13 protein-coding genes are annotated in these 16,210 nt (G+C 62.2%); 12 read left to right on the top strand and 1 reads right to left on the bottom strand.

The window, feature by feature from the left end:
* The first annotated feature begins 221 nt into the window (after positions 1 to 221).
* From HX815_RS04680 to HX815_RS04630, 11 genes are all read left to right on the top strand, one after another.
* On the top strand, positions 222 to 1,373 hold the full coding sequence (locus tag HX815_RS04680; RefSeq protein WP_008430513.1) for an LLM class flavin-dependent oxidoreductase: 1,152 nt from the start codon (positions 222 to 224) through the stop codon (positions 1,371 to 1,373).
* A 20-nt stretch (positions 1,374 to 1,393) separates the two neighbouring features.
* Entirely contained in the window at positions 1,394 to 2,443 is a 1,050-nt protein-coding gene (locus HX815_RS04675) for an ABC transporter substrate-binding protein (protein ID WP_177027868.1), read from the top strand.
* Positions 2,444 to 2,569: 126 nt separating this feature from the next.
* Positions 2,570 to 3,628: an ABC transporter substrate-binding protein gene (locus HX815_RS04670; RefSeq protein WP_003212534.1), complete on the top strand. Its 1,059-nt coding sequence runs from the start codon at positions 2,570 to 2,572 to the stop codon at positions 3,626 to 3,628.
* A gap of 331 nt (positions 3,629 to 3,959) precedes the next feature.
* Positions 3,960 to 6,224 carry a TonB-dependent receptor gene (locus HX815_RS04665; RefSeq protein WP_087693871.1) on the top strand — a complete coding sequence of 755 codons (2,265 nt, stop codon included), beginning with the start codon at positions 3,960 to 3,962 and terminating at the stop codon, positions 6,222 to 6,224.
* Positions 6,225 to 6,423: 199 nt separating this feature from the next.
* Complete coding sequence (locus HX815_RS04660) at positions 6,424 to 8,886, top strand: TonB-dependent siderophore receptor (protein ID WP_003212536.1); 2,463 nt, start codon at positions 6,424 to 6,426, stop codon at positions 8,884 to 8,886.
* A 259-nt stretch (positions 8,887 to 9,145) separates the two neighbouring features.
* The gene (locus HX815_RS04655; RefSeq protein WP_008430524.1) at positions 9,146 to 9,907 is read left to right on the top strand and encodes an ABC transporter permease; all 762 of its coding nucleotides are present in this window, start codon (positions 9,146 to 9,148) and stop codon (positions 9,905 to 9,907) included.
* Positions 9,908 to 9,916: 9 nt separating this feature from the next.
* A complete protein-coding gene (locus HX815_RS04650) occupies positions 9,917 to 10,675 on the top strand; it encodes an ABC transporter permease (protein ID WP_177027867.1) in 759 nt (252 codons plus the stop codon).
* A gap of 11 nt (positions 10,676 to 10,686) precedes the next feature.
* A complete protein-coding gene (locus tag HX815_RS04645; RefSeq protein WP_023658820.1) occupies positions 10,687 to 11,475 on the top strand; it encodes an ABC transporter ATP-binding protein in 789 nt (262 codons plus the stop codon).
* A 105-nt stretch (positions 11,476 to 11,580) separates the two neighbouring features.
* Complete coding sequence (locus HX815_RS04640) at positions 11,581 to 12,540, top strand: threo-3-hydroxy-L-aspartate ammonia-lyase (RefSeq protein WP_003212540.1); 960 nt, start codon at positions 11,581 to 11,583, stop codon at positions 12,538 to 12,540.
* A gap of 122 nt (positions 12,541 to 12,662) precedes the next feature.
* Complete coding sequence (locus tag HX815_RS04635; RefSeq protein WP_177023072.1) at positions 12,663 to 13,910, top strand: dicarboxylate/amino acid:cation symporter; 1,248 nt, start codon at positions 12,663 to 12,665, stop codon at positions 13,908 to 13,910.
* A gap of 12 nt (positions 13,911 to 13,922) precedes the next feature.
* Positions 13,923 to 14,300 (top strand): RidA family protein, encoded by a 378-nt coding sequence (locus tag HX815_RS04630; RefSeq protein ID WP_177023073.1) that lies wholly within the window; start codon positions 13,923 to 13,925, stop codon positions 14,298 to 14,300.
* Between the two features lies 1 nt (position 14,301).
* On the opposite strand, the gene HX815_RS04625 is transcribed toward HX815_RS04630, so the two are convergent.
* On the bottom strand, positions 14,302 to 14,928 hold the full coding sequence (locus tag HX815_RS04625) for a transcriptional regulator (RefSeq protein ID WP_003212543.1): 627 nt from the start codon (positions 14,926 to 14,928) through the stop codon (positions 14,302 to 14,304).
* A gap of 57 nt (positions 14,929 to 14,985) precedes the next feature.
* On the opposite strand from HX815_RS04625, the gene HX815_RS04620 reads away from it, so the two are divergent.
* A complete protein-coding gene (locus HX815_RS04620; protein ID WP_177023074.1) occupies positions 14,986 to 16,095 on the top strand; it encodes a DSD1 family PLP-dependent enzyme in 1,110 nt (369 codons plus the stop codon).
* Positions 16,096 to 16,210: the final 115 nt, after the last annotated feature.

The following is a 16,210-nucleotide window of genomic DNA, read 5'->3' as shown; positions in this document are numbered from 1 at the left end:
TGGTTACTTTGCCGCTTTTTGTACGGACCGCAACAACGGATATGTACACAAAGTGCTTCACCTACAGCACCCACTGCTGACCCAGTGTTGCTACAGACGCACCCCCACCCCCAAAAAACCCACAACCCCCTGCCCCCGTTGGCCCAAGCCCCCATGGCATGCCCGTTGCAGTCCCAATCCCCAAAGGTCCCCGCACCCAATACGACTGAACCGGAGCACCCATGACCACTGAATTCTTCTGGCGCCTGCCGCTGGGCACCGACGGCCCCCAACTCACCACCGACAAACACAACCGCGGCAACCCCACCTACCGCCCCGGCAACATCGCACCAGGCCGCCTGCCCAACGGCCAACCCGACGACTTCACCTACATCGACTACATCGCTCAGGTCGCCAAAGCCGCCGAACTCGCCGGCTTCGAAGGCGCCCTGCTGCCCACCGGCCCCGAACCATGGATCGTCGCCGCCGCCCTGGCCCGAGAAACCCGGCGCATCAAATTCCTGATCGCCTTCCAGGCCACCTGGACCCTGCCCGCCTACGCCGCCCAACAAGCCGCGATCCTGCAAAACCTCAGCCGTGGCCGCGTAGAGTGGAACATCATCACCGGCGGCAACCCCGCCAGCCAGCGCGCCAACGGTGACTTCCTCGAACACGACCTGCGCTACAAGCGCACCGGCGAATTCCTCGACATCATCCAGGGCCTCTGGGAGCACGAAAAATTCTCCTACAACGGTGATATCTACCAACTGGAAAACGGCGCCCTGCCCCACGGCCTGCACCACGAACGCAAGCCCGGCGTGTACTTCTCCGGTTTCTCCGACGCCGCCCTCGACGTCGCCGCCAAACACGCCGACGTGTACCTGAACTGGGCCGAACCCATCGACAAGCTCAAGCCACACATCGAGCGCGTGCGCGAACTGGCCGACAAACAAGGCCGCACCGTGCGCTTCGGCCTGCGGGTAGACCTGTTCGCCCGGGAGACCGAGGAGCAAGCCTGGAAAGACCTGCGTCGCCAGTTCGACAAGCTCGAAGGCAAGAGCAGCCAGGTCGCCAAGGGCTTTACCAGCGGCTCGGACTCGGTCGGCGGCGCACGCCAGACCGCGTACCACCAGAACGTCGACCGCTTCGATGACCTGATCATCGGTCCCAACCTGTGGGCCGGTTTCGCCAAAGCCAAACCGGGTCCGACCGTGGGCCTGGTCGGCAGCCACCAGAACATCGCCGAGCGCCTGGTGGAATACCGCGACGCCGGCTTCTCGACCTTCATCCTCGCCGGCAATCCACACCTGGAAGAAGCGTTGCGCATTGGCCAGGAAGTCCTGCCGCTTGTGCACCAACGCCCGGCGATCCAACCTTTGAAAGCCAGCGCCTGAACGCTGTGGGAGAACTCCTGATGACCCAACCTCTCGATACGCTCTGGTACACCCGCTGCCCCGTGCCCACCGGCCTGGGCATTGCAGTGCAAAAAGGCTGGCTGCAAGACACAGTCGGTGCCCTGGGCACCGAGGTGCAGTCGCTGCGTGAGTCCGATGACAAGGCGGTGCGCGAATCGCACTTCGATCACACCCTGCGCAATTCGGTACGCCATGGCGGCAATATCCCGGCGATCTGGGCCCGCGCCCAAGGCCGGGAAACCCGAGTGATCGGCCTGTCGTGGGCAGATGAAGTGCAACTGATCCTGACCCGCCAGGACAGCGGCATCAAAACCGTCAAGGACCTCAAGGGCCGTACTTTCGGCTTGCCGGACTGGGCCGGCGCACAGATCGACTTCACCCGCGCCCAGGCCCTGCGCGGGCTGGAAAACGCGTTGTCACTGGAAGGCCTGAAAGTCGGCGACGTGAAGCTGAAGAACTTCCGCTACGGCGGCACCTTCAGCGATACCCCGGTGCGCAATATCGCCGGTACGCCGGTCACGCAAAAAGTCAGCGAACGCAACCTGGAGCTGATAGGCCTGCTGCGCGGTGAAGTCGATGCGATCTTCCTCAAGGGCGCCCACGCCGCCCAACAGGCTCATGATTTCGGCCTGCACACGGTGATCGACACCGGCTCGCACCCGGACCCGCTGATCCGCAGCAACAACGGCACGCCGCGCACCCTGGCGGTGGACCTGAACCTGCTGAAAAACCACTTCGACGTAGCCACCGGCATTCTTGACTCGGTCCTGCGCGCCGAGCAATGGGCCCACACCCACTCGGAGGAAACCCGCCGCTACCTGGCCCAGGAAACCAACAGCAGTGAGTATTGGGTCACCGCCGCCTACGGCAACGACGCCCACTTGCGCCTGCGCACCGAACTGGATGAACAGGCAATTGCCGCGCTGCAGGACTTCACGCATTTCCTGCACCGCTGGCGCTTTATCCCGAAAAGCTTCGACGTGCGTGAATGGATTGATGCACGGCCGCTGGAAGCACTCTTGAACGGCAAAACCGCGCTGGCAGGCTAACCCCTGTAGAAGCCGGCTTGCCGGCGATGACGGCCTTGAATGGGGTATTGACCTTTCGGGCCTCATCGCCGGCAAGCCGGGCTCCTGCAAAGGTTTCCTATTTCATGGATTTGAACGAAGACCCTTATGAGCAAACCACTCGATACTCTCTGGTACACCCACAGCCCGGTTCCCACCGGTCTTGGCATTGCTGTGCAGTCCGGTCGCCTGGCCGAGGCGTTCCTGCCTTTTGGCACCAATATCCAGTCGTTGCGCGAGTCCACGGAACGGGAAGTTCGCGAGGCGCATTACGACCATCACCTGAAAAACTCGGTGCGCCACGGCGGTAATATCCCGGCGATCTGGGCCTACGCCAGTGGCGTGGAAACCCGGGTGCTGGGGCTATCGTGGAGCGATGAGGTGCAGTTGATCCTGACCACCGCCGAAAGCGGTGTGCGCAGCGTGCGCGACTTGAAAAACCGGCGCTTCGGCCTGCCGAAATGGGCCAACGTGCAGATCGACTTCACCCGTGCCCAGGCCCTGCGCGGCCTGGAAAACGCCCTCAAGCTCGAAGGCCTGGAAGTCTCGGACGTAGAGCTGGTGGACTACCCCTACGGCGGCACCTACAGCGACAACCAGGTGCAATACGTCTACGGCTCCCCGGCGAGCCTGGGGGTGAGCCGCTTCAGCCGCCGCAACAACGAACTGATCGGCCTGCTGCGCGGTGATATCGACGCGATCTTCCTCAAAGGTGCCCACGCCGTGCACCTGGCCAACGAGTTCGGCCTGCATGTGGTGGTGGACACCGGTTCGCACCCGGACCCGCTGATCCGCTCCAACAACGGCACGCCACGCACCCTGACGGTGGACATCAACCTGCTGCAGGAGCACTTCGACGCCAGCGTGAAAATCGTCGACACCGTGCTGCGCACCGAGCAATGGGCCTGGGCCAATCCGGACGAGACCCGGCGCTTCCTGGCACAGGAACTCAACACCAGCGAGTACTGGGTAACCGCGGCCTACGGCGAAGATGCCCATCGTCGGCTGCGTACCACGCTCGATTCGCGCTCCATCGAAGCCTTGCAGGATTTCACCGATTTCCTGCATCGCTGGAACTTCATTCCACGGCGCTTCGATGTGCGCGACTGGATTGATTTCAGCGTGCTGGAAAAGGTCATCGGCTCCACCTCCCGCGTGGCTGTTTGACCTCCCCCATGTAGCAGCTGTCGAGCCCAGGCGAGGCTGCGTTTGCGGTGTGTCAGATACACCGTTTACGCAGCCTCGCCGGGGCTCGACAGCTGCTACGGCAACACCTCCCCTGCTGCTCCAGCAGCACCCTCCAAGCAACTTCTGCTGAATCTTCGACAGGCTTTTCAAGCGGCCTTCGGCTGCGCTTTCAATTGTTCGAAAACGTCCTCTTCTTGAATTTTTTAATCGTTATATATCAATATCTTAAAACCATGTATCGACCCTGAAATCTGCTTGGCACGATCTCTGCTCTAACCCCTTCAAGGAAACTTTTCCGGGGGAGATTTCAATGCACACACTTAATCCAATCACCAAGGGCCTGTGGCTCGCTTTACTGCTGGCAGGCGGCACCGCCAGCGAACATCTGCTGGCCGCCGACGCTGCCGAAAACGATGCAGGCAAAACCGAACCGTCGCTGAAGACCGTGACCGTCACCGCACAACACCGGGAAGAAACCCTGCAAGAGGTTCCGGTCGCGGTGTCGGCGGTACAAGGCACCAGCATCATTGCCGACGGCGTGCGGTCGATGGGCGATATCACCACCTTCATTCCCAACGCCTCGGCGAAAAACCCCGACGGCGACGGGCGCCCGCGCTGGTACATCCGTGGCCTGGGCACCGGCGACACCGGCGCGGCCACTGTGTACCCGGTGGGCATCTACGCCGATGACGTGTACCTGAACGCACCGATTGCCGGTGGCGGCCCGCTGTTTGACCTCGAACGCATCGAGATCCTGCGCGGCCCCCAAGGCACGCTGTATGGCAAGAACACCACGGCCGGCGCGGTGAATATCATCTCGAAGAAACCGACCTTCGACACCGACGGCTATGGCACGATCGGTTTTGGCAGCAAGAACGAACGCATCGTCAATGGCGCCATCGGCGGCACCCTGGTTCCGGAAAAACTCGCGGCGCGGATCTCGCTGTACTCCGAGGAACGCGACGGTTTCCAGAAAAACCTGATCGACGATCACACCTACGGCGACGTCAACAAAAAGGCCGTGCGCCTGCAATTCTTCGCCCAGCTCAACCCGGACCTGGACGCGCTGTGGAAGATCCACAGCCGCGAGTTCAAGGGCGACGGCGCCAACGGTGCGCTGACCCTCGGCCGCTACTACAACGTGGGCTACACCCGCCCCGCCGGGCGCAATATTGCGCTGAACGTGGACGACGACTCCAAGCTCAACCATGACGGTACTTCGCTGACCCTCAACTGGCACCTGGGCGACTACACCCTCACGTCCATCAGCGCCTACGACTACATCCGCGGCCAGTCCAGTGGCGATGCCGACTACACGCCCTACGAGGTCAACGGCACCTCTACCGCCGACAACAAATACACCCAGTACTCCCAGGAAATCCGCCTGGCCTCGCCCCAGCAGGAAACCCTGCGCTGGTTGGCCGGCGCGCACTATTTCCATGAAGACCTGGACAGCAGCGCCGGACGCTTTATCGCCCCGGGCCCGACACCCAATGGCACCGGCTCGAACCAGGTCAACGGCGCGACGGACTTTCGCGACCTCAATTACAACCACACCACCGACAGCTACGCGCTGTTCGGCAACCTGACCTACGACCTCACCGACAACTTCAGCGTGACCGGTGGCCTGCGCTGGACCCAGGAAAAGAAAGACATCGACCTCAACCTCACTCAGTTGACGCGCGCCACCGCCAATGGCCCGCTGATTCCCCTGGGCGGCGTCGGTACCAACGGCAACCGCCAGGAAGACAAGACCTGGGAAGCCTGGACCTATGACCTGACCCCGGAATACCGGATCAACGACAACGTGCGGGTGTTCTTCCGCTATGCCCACGGCTTCCGCTCGGGCGGCTTCAACACCGGGCTGTCCACCAGCCTGTCGCAGCTGACCACGGTGGACCCGGAACAACTCGATGCCTACGAATTCGGCGTGAAGTCCGAGTGGTTCAACCATCGCCTGACGGCCAACGCGAACATCTTCTACTACGACTACTCGGACATTCAGGTCAACCTGCTGACCGTCAACAACGGCGTACTGACCACCGCGCTGACCAACGGCGCCAAGGGCAAGGTCAAGGGCGCCGAGCTGGAACTGGAAGGCCAACCCACCGACTACCTGCACCTGCGGGCGGCGATTTCGTTCCTGGATACCGAATACACCGACTTCAAAAACACCAACCCCAACACCGGTGCGGTCACGGGTGACTACAGCGGCAACAGCTTCGTGCGCTCGCCGCGCAACGTGGTGTCGCTGGGTGGCGACTACACCATCCCGCTGGAAATCGGCGGCAAGCTGGTGGCCGGTGCCGACGTGAGTTTTCGCGACAAGGAATACTTCCTCGCCGACCGCCAGAGCAGCGCCGACAAGGACTTGAGCCAGCCGCACTACACCTTGGCCAACAGCCGCCTGACCTGGTACAGCGCCGACGAAAAACTCAGCGTCACCGGGTTTGTGAACAACCTCACCGACCGCCGCTATCAGGTGCATGGCCGGCCGAACGGCGGGCTGGGGCAGTACGTGATCACTTACGGCGACCCACGCACCGTGGGGCTGAGCGTGACCAGCCGCTTCTAACTTCAGCCGCCGGACACTATTCACCAAACGCCGGAGATCAAATGTGGGAGCTGGCTTGCCTGCGATAGCGGTGGGTCAGCCAACCATTATGTGGCTGTGCCGCCATCATCGCAGGCAAGCCCGCTCCCACAGTTGACCTTCTTTGTTTGAGCCATAGCGCCCGGCCGCCATCGTCAACACGCTTCGAAAGGACCTTTCTATGTTCCAACGTACTCCGTTGGCCGGCGCCATCGCGCTGGTCATGGGCAGCCTTGCCGTGCCTGCTGTAGCCGCCGATGCGCAGCCCACTGCCAAGACCGACAAGCTCGACACCGTGGTGGTACTCGGCACCCGCCGCAGCGACGTCACCGCCCTGCAAAGCGCCGCACCGGTAGATGTGCTGAGCGGCGAGCAATTGCAGCAAACCGGCGCTGCCGACCTGTCCGGCGCACTGACCGCACTGTCGCCGTCCTTCAGCTTCCCGCAGTCGCCCCAGGGTGCATTTGCCGGTTCCATCGCCCAGGGCGCCTCGCTGCGCGGCCTGGCTTCCGACCAGGTGCTGGTATTGGTGGATGGCAAGCGCCGCCACACCAGCGCCAACATCACCCGCCAGAGCCTGGCCAACGGTCGTGGCGCGGCAGCGGTGGACTTGAGCCTGATCCCGTTGAGCGCGATCGACCACGTGGAGATCCTGCGTGACGGCGCCGCCGCTCAATACGGCTCCGATGCGATTGCCGGGGTGATCAACATCGTGCTCAAGCAAAAGGACGACGGCGGCAACGTCGGCTACCGTTTCGGTGGCTACAACAAGGGCGATGGCATGCAGCGCAAGTACAGCGGCTGGAAAGGCTTCGAACTGCCGAATGACGGTTTCCTGACTTTGAGTTTCGATGCCGGCAGCCAGGACCCGGCCAGCGACACCAACCCGGACAACCGAATCTTTTATCGCGGCGACACCAGCGTGAACACGCCGCGCGAGCAGAACAACCGCTATCGCACCTGGAACTGGGGCTCCAACAGTGTCTCCGACCAGTACAACTTCCTGGCCAACGGCGAGATGGGTGTGGGCGAAGGATTGACCGCCTACGGGTTCGCCACCTATTCCCACAAGAACACCGACTCCACCGGTTTTTTTGACCCGCCCACCGCGCTGTACAACAACTACGGCAGCGTTTCCTTGCAGCGTTATCCGGACGGCCGTTTGCCGATCACGCGCTACACCCTGGAAGACTATGCCGCCACCGGTGGCCTGCGGTACGAAAACGAGCAACTGGGCAAGTTCGACCTGGCGCTTAACCACGGCACCAACATCGTCAAGTCCACCGACTACAACGCGATCAACCCCAGTTGGGGCACCAACAGCCCGGCGACGATCTACACCGGCGAGCGCAAGAACGACCAGACCAACGTGACCCTGGATTGGGTGCGGGACTTCCCCACCGACTTGCTGTTCAAGCCGCTGACCGTCTCCGCAGGCCTGGCCTGGCGCCAGGAAAATTACCAGTTGAGCGCAGGCGCGCCGGCCGCCTCGCAGAACGGCCCGCTGTTCAACACCGTTGACCCGGTGACCGGACGCCGGCTCACCGGGTATTACTCGGGTATCACCCCGGTGGATGCCGACTCGCTGCAACGCAAGGTGCTGGGCGCGTATCTGGATGTCGAAGGCCAGGTCACCGAGAAGTTCCAGGCCGGTGTCGCAGTGCGTACCGAGCACTATTCGGACTTTGGCGACACCACCAACGGCAAGCTGTCGCTGCGCTACGACTTCACCCCGCAGATCGCCGCACGGGCCAGCGCCAGCACCGGCTATCGCGCACCGTCCCTGGCGCAGAGCGGCATGTCGTCGTTCAGTGTGCAGGTGGTGGAACAGCCGCCGGGCAGCGGCAACTACGTCGAGGTGCAGCAGCGCACCTTGCGCGCCAACAGCCCGGAAGCCCAGGCCCTGGGCGGCACACAGCTCAAGCCCGAGGAGTCGACCAACTACTCGCTGGGCCTGGTCTGGCAACCGCTGGACAACGCATCGGTGACGGTGGATGCCTACCGCATCAACATCAACAACCGCATTACCCTGTCCGACCAATTGCCGGCCTCGGTGGTCTCGCCGATCTTCGCCGGGACGCCTTACGCCAATATCCAGAGCGCGGCGTTCTACACCAACATCGCCGACACCCGCACCGACGGTATCGAACTGACCGGCAACTACAAACTCGACCTGCAGCAATGGGGCCGGGTGAACTTCAACGCCGGCTATGCGCGTAATCGCACGCAAATCACCGACCTGCGCAACGTCGGCAACATCGCGGGCAACCAGATCATCGGCCGCACCACCCAAGGCCTGATCGAGCACGGCACCCCGGACTACAAGCTGACCCTCAGCGCCAACTGGGCCTATGAAAAGTGGGGAGTCACCGTGGCCCAGCGCCGTTATGGCGAATGGAAAAGCCTCAATGCCGCCAACCCGAACCTCGACCAGACCTTCAGCCCGCAATGGGTCACCGACCTGGACGTATCCTACAACCTTGGCAAGGGGATCAAGCTTTCAGCCGGTGCGACGAACCTGTTCAACACTCACCCGGACAAGGCTTCCGGCGCGCAGTTGTACGGTGTGCCGATATACTCGATCACCAGTCCTGAAGGCGCCCAGGGTGCGTTCTACTACACCAGTGTGAGCTACGACTTCTGAGGTAATTGCTGATGAGGTGTTGCTGCAGCAGCACCCCATTGTTGGCCAGGCATCATTCGGGCATTCGGATGTACACCCATCCATTGTGGGAGCTGGCTTGCCTGCGATGACGGTGGATCAGCCAGCCTCAATGTTTACTGGCCACCGTCATCGCAGGCACGCCAGCTCCCACATTTGGCCTTCATTGTTCTCCCCTGTTGTGTTCACTGGCACATGTCTTGCGATAGCCCCCGGGTACTTCGCTGAAATAAGACCCGCCATGCGCCCTTACCGATTGCTCACTGCCCTGACCTGGCTCATCTCGCCGCTGGCCCTGCTCGCCACCTGGACGCTGGTGGCGCACCTCGGGATCTTCCCGCGCAACCTGCTGGTACCGCCGGCCCAGGTCCTGCAAACCTTTGAAGAACTGCTCGCCAGCGGCGAACTCGCTGAACACCTGGGCAACAGCCTGTCCCGGCTCGGTCTGGGCTTTGGCATCGGCTCGCTGTGCGGCCTGGCCTTCGGCGTGCTGATGGCCCTGTCAAAGAACGTCGAGGTGTATTGCGCCCCGCTGTTCCACACCTTGCGCCAGATCCCCAGCATCGCGCTGATCCCGATGTTCGTGCTGCTGTTCGGCATTGATGAAACCTTCAAGATCATCATCGTCGCCAAGACCGCATTTTTCCCGGTGGCCCTGGCCGCCAGCGAAGGCGTCAAGGGCATTCCCCGCAGCTACTTCGAAGTGGCCGACGTGTACCGCCTGCGCTGGCCGACCTTCGTCTGGCGCATCGCCCTGCCCGCTGCCGCGCCGCCGATCATCACCGGTTTTCGTATCAGCCTGACCCGCGCCTGGGTGGTGCTGGTGGCCACCGAACTGCTGGCGGCCGACAGCGGCCTGGGGCAGATGATCGAGATGGCCCGGCAGATGCTGCGCATCGACGTGGTGATGGTGGGTGTGGTGGTCACCGGGCTGATTGGTTTTGCCCTCGACTTTGGCTTTCGTTCACTGGAACAGCGGCTGTTTCGCTGGCAGACCCGCTAGGAGCCCGGCATGACCCTCTTGAAAAAATCCCGCGGCCTGTTGCTGCCGCTGCTGTTGATCCTCGCCTGGGAATACGCCTCGCGCCAGGACGCGGCCGGCGCCTACGCCTTTGTGCCGCTGTCGGCGATCGGCTCGGCGTTGCTGGAAATGCTCGGTAACGGCGAGTTGCTGGTCAACCTGCTGGCCAGCCTGGCCCGCACCAGTGGCGGCCTGGCCCTGGGCATCCTGTTCGGCGTGGTGCTGGGGGTGCTGATGGCGCTGTCGAGTGTGGCCAACCGTTTGATCGGCCCGCTGTTCCATTCGATTCGCCAGGTGCCGATGCTGGGCTGGATCCCGTTGATTGCCATGTGGTTCGGCAATGGCGAGTTCTCCAAGGTGCTGATCGTCAGCCTCGCGGCGTTCTACCCGATGGTGCTCAACACCTACCAGGGCTTCAGCCATGTGGAGCGGCGTTATCGTGAAGTCGGCCAGGTGCTGGTGCTCAGCCCGGTGCAGCAGTTCGTGCACGTGCTGTTGCCGGCGGCGTTGCCGAGCATCGCCACCGGAGTGTTGCATGCCCTCGCCTTCGCCTGGGTCACGGCGATCGGCAGTGAGCTGTTCCTGTCCTCCGGCGCCGGCCTGGGCAACCTGATGATGAATGCCGAGGCTGGCTCGCGCATGGAAGTGATCGTGCTCAGCGTGCTGTGCATCGGCCTGCTGGGCTACCTGATGAACCTGCTGTTTACCCGCCTCAGCCGCCACGTGCTGCGCTGGCGCAATATTCGTTGAAGGCCATGAACATGAACGCAATCGCCCACCACGCCCTCCACACCGCCGTGCAGACCGGCGCCCTGCAGATTCGCGGCCTGAACAAGGCCTATCGGATCGAAGGCAAGCCGCTGCCGGTGTTGCACAACATCAACCTCGACGTGCGGCCAGGGGAGTTTGTCAGCATCGTCGGCGCCAGCGGCTGCGGCAAATCCACCTTGCTGCGCCTGATTGTCGGGCTGGAGGCCGAGTACGAAGGCGATATCCTGCTGGACGGCCAGCGCATCGCCGCCACCAGCCTGGAGCGCGGCATTGTGTTCCAGGATCACCGCCTGTTCCCGTGGATGACCGTCAGCCAGAACATCGCCCTGGCCCTGAAAAACCACAACCTGCCCCAGTCCGAAAAGGATCGGCAAGTGGCCGAACATATCGCTCTGGTCAACCTCACCGGCTTTGAAAACGCCTACCCGCACCAGCTCTCCGGCGGCATGGCGCAACGTGCTGCAATCGCCCGGGCACTGATCAATAAACCCAAGGTACTGTTGCTCGATGAACCACTGGGCGCCCTCGACGCCCTGACCCGTGTGCACCTGCAGCGGGAGCTGCAACGGATCTGGGTGCAACAGCGCTGCACGGTGATCATGGTCACCCATGACATCGAAGAGGCGCTGTACCTGGGTGACCGGGTGATCGTGATGGACGCCCACCCGGGGCGGATCAAGCATGAAATCCGGGTGGACTTGCCACATCCGAGGGAGCGCAGTTCGCCGGTCTTGCAGGGCTACAAGGACCGGTTGCTGGAAGAGCTGGTCGGGCACTGAAGACAGTGGGCATGCCGAGCTTTACATTTTGTATAGTTATGGATATTTTATCCAGACAGCAAATGCAATGCGCTCGTGCCCGGTTCATTTTCAGAGGTCCTTTCCATGCAACTGTCTTCGTACCATGACGTGATCAAAGCCGCCGAACGCCTGGAGGGCTTCGCCAACCGCACGCCGGTGTTCACCTCGCGCACCCTCGATGCCGAGACCGGCGCCCAGGTGTTCATCAAATGCGAAAACCTGCAACGCACCGGTTCATTCAAGTTTCGCGGTGCGTTCAATGCGCTTTCCCGGTTTGACGAGGCGCAGCGCAAGGCGGGTGTAGTGGCGTTTTCCTCGGGCAATCACGCCCAAGGCATCGCACTGGCCGCCCGCCTGTTGCAGATGCCGGCCACCATCGTAATGCCCACCGACGCCCCGGCTGCCAAGGTCGCCGCCACCCGGGAATACGGCGCGACCGTGGTGTTCTACGACCGTATCACCGAAGACCGCGAGCAGATCGGCCGCACCCTGGCCGAGCAGCACGGCATGACGTTGATCCCCTCCTACGACCACCCGGACGTGCTGGCCGGCCAGGGCACTGCCGCCAAGGAGTTGCTGGAATTCACCGGCCCACTGGATGCCTTGTTTGTCGGCCTGGGCGGTGGCGGTATGCTCTCCGGTACGGCATTGGCCACCCGTGCGTTGTCGCCTGATTGCCTGCTGTACGGGGTCGAGCCCGAAGCCGGGAATGACGGCCAGCGTTCCTTCCAGACCGGCAGCATCGTGCACATCGACACGCCAGCGACCATCGCAGACGGCGCCCAGACCCAGCACCTTGGCAATCACACCTTCCCGATCATCCGCGAGAACGTGAATGACATCCTTACGGTCTCGGACGCCGAGTTAGTGGAGTCGATGAGGTTCTTCATGCAACGCATGAAGATGGTCGTGGAGCCCACCGGTTGCCTCGGCCTTGCGGCCTTGCGCAACCTCAAGCAGCAGTTCCGGGGCCAGCGCGTAGGCATCATCGTGACCGGTGGCAACGTCGATATCGAGAAGTACGCGAGCCTGCTAAAGGGCTAAAACCTCTAACAAGAAAATACTGTGGCGAGCGTGCTTGCCACATGGCTTCCTGCTGCCTGCAATTTCTGCCGCCTATAAAAAATGCCTGGGTGTTCCCTGAGCGTTAACAACAAGAGGTGCTTATGAAAAATCGTTACCTGGCCCGGGCCATTGTGATTGCGATCATCCTTGGCGTGCTGGTGGGGGCCGTGCTGCATGCCCAACTGGACGCCGACACCGCCAAGACCATCGCGGGTTACTTCAGCATGGTCACCGACGTGTTTTTGCGCCTGATCAAGATGGTCATCGCGCCGCTGGTGCTGGCGACGTTGATCAGTGGCGTGGCGAGCATGGCCGACAGCGGTTCCATCGGCCGTGTCGGGTTGAAGGCGATGACCTGGTTTTTGATTGCGTCCGTGGTATCGCTGCTGATCGGTTTGACATTGGCCAATCTGTTTCAGCCAGGCGCGGGGCTCAACCTGAGTGTGGCGGCCAACGGCAACAGCGGTTTGAACACCGCCAGCTTCAACCTGTCGGGTTTTTTGTCCCATGTATTCCCCCGCAGCATCGTCGAGGCCATGGGCAACAATGAGGTGCTGCAAATCGTGGTGTTTTCGTTGTTCTTCGGCGCAGCGCTGGCGTTCGTCAAGGGCAGCGCCAGGTCGCCGATCCTGCACGTGCTGGAAGAACTGACCCAGGTGATGTTCCGCATCACCGAATACGTGATGGTGATCGCGCCGCTGGCGGTGTTTGCCGCAATTGCCGCCACCATCAGCCTGTACGGGCTGGGGATGGTGGTCAGCTTTGGCAAGTTGATCGCGCAGTTCTACCTGGGCCTGGCGGTGCTGTGGCTGGTGATCAGCGGCGTGGGTTACCTGGCGCTGGGCGCACGTTTCAAACAACTGTTGCAGTTGCTGCGCAGCCCGGTTTTGCTGGCGTTCTCCACCGCCAGCAGCGAGGCGGCCTACCCCAAGACCATCGCCGCCCTGGATAGCTTCGGCTCGCCCAAGCGCATCAACAGTTTTGTGCTGCCCCTGGGTTACTCGTTCAACCTCGACGGTTCGATGATGTACCAGGCGTTTATCGTGATGTTCATCGCCCAGGCCTATGGCATCGAAATGAGCTTCGGCCATCAGGTAATGATCCTGCTGACCTTGCTCGTCATCAGCAAAGGCACCGCCGGCGTGGCGCGCGGCTCACTGGTGGTGCTCGCGGCGGGCCTGCCGATGGTCGGCCTGCCGGAAGCCGGTTTGCTGCTGATCCTCGCCGTGGACCCGATCCTCGACATGGGCCGTACCGCCACCAACGTGTTCGGCTGCGGCGTGGCCACGGCGGTGATTGGCCACGGTGCCACCGATGAACAACCTGCTCCCCTTCCCTCCCTTGCTTGAGAACTGCCGATCATGAAGATTCACCACACAGCCACTGCCTCCCAGCCTGCCGGGCACTACTCCCAGGCCCTAAGCCACCAGGGCACGCTGTACATCTCCGGTCAATTGCCGGTGAGCCCTGACGGGCGTCATAACCTCGAGGCTTCGTTTGCCGAACAGGCTCAAGTGGCCCTGGACAATCTGTTGGCGATTTTGAAGGCCGCAGACGGCTCACCCGCAGACCTGGTGAAAGTCACGGTGTACGTGGTGGGGGTAAAACACTGGCCTGAATTTGATGGCTTGTACGCCGCTGCGCTGGGGGATCACCGCCCCGCCCGCGCGGTGGTGCCGGTGCCGGAACTGCACCACGGCTATCTGATTGAAATCGAAGCCGTGGCGCGCTCGGCATAGGTCATTTGGCGTAGGTGTAGACCGCCGCCCGCGAGACCCCAAGGTGTGAGGCAACCGTTTCCATGGCACGCCGGATGTCCATCACGCCGGCTTCTTTCAGCTCTTGCATCAGCAGGCGCCGGTCGGCGGCCTTGAGGGCACGTGGGGTGGTCGCCAGGCGTGCGGCGAACTGGTCGATGCGCGCACGAATGGCGTCGGCACCGGACGGGTCGAGAGACTCGGCGGGCCGGTCGCCGCTGACCGAGCCGAACTGTTCCAGCATGCCCTGCAAGCCACGGAACAACGAGAGGTCGACGTTCATGCACAAGGCCGCCACGTACTTGCCGGTGGAGTCCTTGATGCCGATGGAAGTGCTCTTGACCTGACGCCCGTCGGCGAACTGGTTCTGGTAGTTGGCGATCACCTGCGGGTACTCGGGATCGGCAATCCGCGCCAGGCCCAGCTCGGTGGCCGGGTCACCCGGCTGGCGCCCGGAGAGGTTGTTGTGGATGGCCATGATTGCGTGCTGCGGGTCGCGCAGGTCGTGCAGCACGACCTCGCAAAACGGGCTGAAGGTCTTGCTCAGGCCTTCGGCAATCTGTTCGAGCTGGCTGATCAAGGCCGCTTGTTCGGGAGTGTGTTTTTTCATTCAGACAACATATCCAGTACTGGATAGACCGTCAATTTACCTTTTGGAGTGTGCACGATGGAAACCCCGACAGCTTTGCTGGATGTGAGCCGGATGCAGCGCAATATCCTGCGTATGCAGCAGCGTGCCGATGACTTGGGTGTGCGCTTGCGGCCCCATGTGAAGACCCATAAATGTGCCGAGGTGGTGGCGGCGCAAATCGCTGCCGGGGCCACGGGGATTACGGTTTCGACGTTGAAGGAGGCCGAGTATTTTTTCGACCTCGGCATTCGGGACGTTCTGTATGCGGTGGCGATGGCGCCGCATAAATTGCCTCAGGCGTTGGCGTTGCGTCGTCAGGGGTGTGCGCTGACGCTGATCACCGACAGCCTTGCCGGGGCCCGGGCGATTGTCGAGTTTGGTGCGCTGCAGGGTGAGGTTTTTGCGGTGCTGATTGAGATTGACTGTGATGGGCACCGGTCCGGGGTGAAGCCTCAGGATCCGCTGTTGCTGGAGATCGCCAGGCTGCTGTATGGCGGCGGGATGCTTGCCGGGGTGTCGACTCATGCCGGGGAAAGTTACGGGCTGGATACGCCTGAGGCGTTGCGGGCGATTGCCGAGCAGGAACGGGCGCGCTGTGTTGCAGCGGCCGAGGTGATTCGGGGGGCGGGGTTGCCTTGCTTGCAGGTGAGTGTGGGTTCGACGCCCACGGCGCTGTCGGCGGTGAGCCTGGAGGGTGTGACTGAGCTGCGGGCTGGGGTTTATGCGTTTTTTGATTTGGTGATGCATAACGTTGGGGTGTGCCGCATTGATGAGCTGGCGTTGAGTGTGCTGACTACGGTGATCGGGCATCAGGTGGAAAAGGGCTGGATCATTACCGACGCGGGGTGGATGGCGATGAGTCGGGATCGTGGGACGCAGTCGCAGAAGCGGGATTTTGGTTATGGGCAGGTGTGTACCGAGGGTGGTGAGGTGATTGAGGGGTTGCTGGTGGGCAGCGCGAATCAGGAGCATGGGGTGGCTTGGTTCGACGGGGTGGCGGTGGATGTGGTTGAGCGGTTTCCGCTGGGGACGCGGCTGAGGGTTTTGCCTAACCATGCGTGTGCTACGGGGACGCAGTTCGGCAGCTATGGCGCGCTGCTGGAGAATGGTGAGGTGCAGGTTTGGGAGCGGTTGCGGGGGTGGTAGATCGGGGGCATATCCGTTATTTGGGTGATGGCCGATATTGGTTCCGCTCTTACAGCGGCCTGAAAGCCGGCTTGAGTGTTAAAAGCCAAATCAGAAGCTAAAGCGGGCACGGTCC

Source organism: Pseudomonas sp. E6002, from assembly GCF_013385565.1.
Taxonomy (GTDB): Bacteria; Pseudomonadota; Gammaproteobacteria; order Pseudomonadales; family Pseudomonadaceae; genus Aquipseudomonas.
This window is presented reverse-complemented; position numbering and strand designations above follow the sequence as displayed.

Bases quoted from the DNA above. Each gene is read 5' to 3' on its own strand.
- HX815_RS04680 (WP_008430513.1), top strand. From the start codon at position 222: ATGACCACTGAATTCTTCTGGCGCCTGCCGCTGGGCACCGACGGCCCC.
- HX815_RS04675 (WP_177027868.1), top strand. From the start codon at position 1,394: ATGACCCAACCTCTCGATACGCTCTGGTACACCCGCTGCCCCGTGCCC.
- HX815_RS04670 (WP_003212534.1), top strand. From the start codon at position 2,570: ATGAGCAAACCACTCGATACTCTCTGGTACACCCACAGCCCGGTTCCC.
- HX815_RS04665 (WP_087693871.1), top strand. From the start codon at position 3,960: ATGCACACACTTAATCCAATCACCAAGGGCCTGTGGCTCGCTTTACTG.
- HX815_RS04660 (WP_003212536.1), top strand. From the start codon at position 6,424: ATGTTCCAACGTACTCCGTTGGCCGGCGCCATCGCGCTGGTCATGGGC.
- HX815_RS04655 (WP_008430524.1), top strand. From the start codon at position 9,146: ATGCGCCCTTACCGATTGCTCACTGCCCTGACCTGGCTCATCTCGCCG.
- HX815_RS04650 (WP_177027867.1), top strand. From the start codon at position 9,917: ATGACCCTCTTGAAAAAATCCCGCGGCCTGTTGCTGCCGCTGCTGTTG.
- HX815_RS04645 (WP_023658820.1), top strand. From the start codon at position 10,687: ATGAACGCAATCGCCCACCACGCCCTCCACACCGCCGTGCAGACCGGC.
- HX815_RS04640 (WP_003212540.1), top strand. From the start codon at position 11,581: ATGCAACTGTCTTCGTACCATGACGTGATCAAAGCCGCCGAACGCCTG.
- HX815_RS04635 (WP_177023072.1), top strand. From the start codon at position 12,663: ATGAAAAATCGTTACCTGGCCCGGGCCATTGTGATTGCGATCATCCTT.
- HX815_RS04630 (WP_177023073.1), top strand. From the start codon at position 13,923: ATGAAGATTCACCACACAGCCACTGCCTCCCAGCCTGCCGGGCACTAC.
- HX815_RS04625 (WP_003212543.1), bottom strand. From the start codon at position 14,928: ATGAAAAAACACACTCCCGAACAAGCGGCCTTGATCAGCCAGCTCGAA.
- HX815_RS04620 (WP_177023074.1), top strand. From the start codon at position 14,986: ATGGAAACCCCGACAGCTTTGCTGGATGTGAGCCGGATGCAGCGCAAT.